At 46.8% G+C, this 3,052-nt stretch carries 1 protein-coding gene; it reads right to left on the minus strand.

Annotated elements, in window-relative coordinates; genetic code table 11:
- Window positions 1-164: 164 nt before the first annotated feature.
- Window positions 165-2,807 (minus strand): transglycosylase domain-containing protein, encoded by a 2,643-nt coding sequence (locus tag NFR99_RS14990; protein WP_251354053.1) that lies wholly within the window; start codon window positions 2,805-2,807, stop codon window positions 165-167.
- Window positions 2,808-3,052: the final 245 nt, after the last annotated feature.

Below are 3,052 nucleotides of genomic sequence, written 5' to 3' on the forward strand. Positions count from 1 at the left end.
CTTTACGGAGACTTATGCGCGAAGGCTCTCCTGAGCGTATTAGTCGTAGTTAAGCGTTAGTTCACCGGCGCGTTGTCCCCGTCCGTGTGGGATATATGGCAGGTGCCCCGGTGTCTGGGGTAAGCGACAGACAAACCGTAATTTGAAAGCTAAACGATTGCAGTTTAGTCAATTCCGACAGTGGGAATGTCGTCCCCATCTTCTTCTGCCCGACGTTTCTTGGAGGAGCCCTGCTGTCCTTCATGAGTGCTTACATCAGGGATGTTCGTGTCGGCTTTTCCATCTATCAGGCCTTTAATCTTATCAATAATGGTATGCCCCGGACAGGTCTGGGAAGGACCGGTGTATGCGGAGTCATCGGTAGAACCCTCGCTGCCTTTCGGACGTTTAATAAATGCGACTGTAGTAGTACGGCAGCTTGAAGTAGGCAGCAGGCGCGTTTCTGCACATATTTGCATGGATACATGGACATCGCATTTTGCTGTTGGAACAGTACCCGCCGCAAAGTATTCAGTGTAAATTTGTGACCCTCTGGGATCTGTATCGCACAGTCCTTTTACAGCCAGTTTACCGGATTTTTTACACACGGATGCAGTTTCAATATTTTTGGGCTTTTTGAAGTCCTTTGCAGGAAGCTCGGCGTGAATTCTTGTCATAATAGAATTCCATAAAGTTTTGTGATAGTTGTGGTAGCTGTCGGAACCGGGAAGCATATCATGGTTATCGTAGCCGCCCCAGACGGAACAGGTGTAGTAAGGCGTGTATCCGGCAAACCAGATATCACGGTAATCTGAGGTAGTTCCTGTTTTTCCGGCTACAGGCATTTCGCCGAGGTTGATTCCTGTAGCAGTACCATAGTTTACCACGTCCTGCATGGCGCTCGTCAGGAGAAAGGCAGTTTGAGGTTTCAGGATGGAGGTATTTACAGGGGTATTGTCAATAATTACGTTTCCATTTTGGTCTTCAATACGGGTATAAAATTTCGGTTCATTGTATTTTCCGCTGTTTGCAATGGTAGCATAGGCTTCGGTCAGCTCCAAGTTTACAACACCGTCTGTAACACCTCCCAAAGCCAGAGGCTGGCGCACGTCAAGGGCAGTGTCGTTGTACAAAGTGGAGATGCCGAAACGCTCAGAATACCGGAAGCCCAGGCGGGGAGTAATATCCGTGAGGCATTTCACAGTTACAACATTGATAGAATTCGTAATCGCCTGGCGGATAGTGGTAAGGCCGGTATAGGTATTGTGGCTGTCCCAGTTATTGACGGGTATGCCGTTTGTATAGGCATAAGGTGCATTGTCATAAACGGTGGCGAGGGTTTTTCCGGCGGAGTCCAGGGCGGGAGCGTAGGCGGCAATGACTTTGAATGTGGAGCCGGGCTGCCGTCTGCTGGTAGTGGCACGGTTCAGAGTCAGGCTGGCTTCCTTTTTGCCGCGGCCGCCAACAATAGCTTTTACATATCCCGTGGTCTGGTCAATAATGACACAGGAAGCCTGTGGCTGGGGAATAATGTAAGTGTGTTCTCCGATAACTTCGTCTCCGGGCTGTAGGACGAATGCCCGATATTCAGCGATAGCTGCCCGTGCTTCTTCCTCGGTGGCAAACATTTTGTTGAAATCAGGATTTTTTTCCTGTATATATTCAGCGAGAGTCTCTGTATTATAATTCCGTACTTGTTTGTCTGTTCCGCTGACGCTCAGCGCATAATCCACCCCTACCTCAGTACCGGCAGGGAAATTGTCAGGATTGGAAAATTCTTCGTCGCAGATTTGCTGGATAGATTCATCCTGTGCAGAAAAAATCCGCAGTCCGCTGCTGTACAGCATTTTGTATGCCTGCTGTTCGGTGTAGCCCTTTTGTTTCTGCAGATCCTCCATCACCTGTTCCACAATGGCATCTATATAGTAGCTGTAGACAGAGACTTCAGCTGTCTCGGAATCGGTTTTTTGGATGCGGGAATATACATCATCCTTGAGAGCGGCATCGTACTGAGCCTGATTGATGTAGCCCTGTTCCAGCATATGATTTAAGACTTTTTCCCGGCGCTTGGCGTTTTCCTCCGGGTAGATAATAGGATTGTATTGCGTGGGGTTCTGTGTGATTCCCGCGATTACTGTAGCTTCTGATAGAGTAAGTTTGGAGACGTCTTTATTAAAATACCGATGCGCGGCAGCCTGTACTCCATAAGTGCCTGCACCAAGGTTGATCGTGTTCAGATAATCTTCCAAAATCTGTTCTTTGGACATTTTCTTTTCAAGCTGGAGCGCCAAATACTGTTCTTGAAATTTGCGTTTGAATTTCTGGATTAGGGAAGTTTCACGGGTCCAATCGGTAAATACATTATTTTTCAGGAGCTGCTGTGTGATGGTGCTGGCGCCTTCCGTAAACTTTCCATGCGAAACACCTACAACAAAAGCACGGACGATTCCCTGGATATCAATCCCGCTGTGCTCATAGAAACGTTCATCCTCCACGGATACTACAGCATGCTGCAAATCTATAGGGATCTGCTCAAGTTTCACCAGTGTGCGGTTGGAGGTAGGGGCGGTAAGTTTTTGTACCGGCTTTCCGTCCATATCATAAATGTAAGTGGCAGCCTCAGAGGGAGCCACGGATAAGTTTGAAATATCAGGGGCGCTGTTGATTAGGCCTTTCATAATACCAAATCCGGCAGCGCCTACAATAACAGCTAGTCCTGCAAGACCAAGTAAGAATGCTTTTAGAAAAATAAAGCCTGCACGCTTCCCGACTTTTTCCGATGTATGGATTTTTCGCTTTTTTTCAGCGCTTTCCTTGTCAAATTTCATGTTTTCAGCCTCCATATTTATGTATTCTATAAAGAGTTCCGGACAGAAGCCGGATTTCGTGTACAGTGTCATGAATTGTAATTTCCACATATGATACAGTATAGCAAATTAAGAGTGGTTATTCCATAGGTAAAATGTTATTTAAATGTGAAAAAATAGAGTGTTTCTGTTTGTAAATTGCGGTTTGTCGGGGAGTCTGTCTTTTACCCCAGATAGTCACGGAGCCGACAGTCTCTATGCTTACC

Source organism: Hominisplanchenecus murintestinalis, assembly GCF_943193015.1.
Lineage (GTDB): Bacteria > Bacillota > Clostridia > Lachnospirales > Lachnospiraceae > Hominisplanchenecus_A > Hominisplanchenecus_A murintestinalis.

Bases quoted from the DNA above. Each gene is read 5' to 3' on its own strand.
- NFR99_RS14990 (WP_251354053.1), bottom strand. From the start codon at position 2,807: ATGAAATTTGACAAGGAAAGCGCTGAAAAAAAGCGAAAAATCCATACA.